Annotated in this window: 1 protein-coding gene; it reads right to left on the bottom strand. The window is 35.8% G+C overall.

From position 1 onward, the window contains the following. Nucleotides 1–33: 33 nt before the first annotated feature. The coding region (locus tag AB4496_RS29055; RefSeq protein ID WP_372133587.1) for an ABC transporter permease at nt 34–383 on the bottom strand (350 nt) is incomplete at its 5' end.

The raw sequence follows: 383 nt of genomic DNA, 5'->3' as shown, positions 1-383 counted from the left end.
ACTTATGGCAAGTTCATTCATAATTTAAACCTTCTATAATACATCCGCAAAGTGCGGCTTTAATCTTTTGAAACAAACAACACCAAATAATAAAGTAACAAAAGTCACAAACCAGAAGTATGCGGTCCAACTCATAGACTCCCAAAACCAAAGATCCGTTGTTAATGTGTTTCTATAGCCTTCAGTAATATAGAATACTGGGTTTAATTTAAATACCCACTGATATTGTTGGGGCACCATTGCGATATCCCAAAAAATCGGAGTGCCCCAAAAACCTAATTGTATTAGAACTGCGATAAACTGACCGATATCACGGAAGAAAATAACTATAGACGAGGTAATCCAAGACACTCCAATCATCAAAAGTAGTGAGCATATTAAGT

This window comes from Vibrio sp. 10N.222.46.A1, assembly GCF_041473595.1.
Taxonomy (GTDB): Bacteria; Pseudomonadota; Gammaproteobacteria; order Enterobacterales; family Vibrionaceae; genus Vibrio; species Vibrio tasmaniensis_A.
This window is presented reverse-complemented; position numbering and strand designations above follow the sequence as displayed.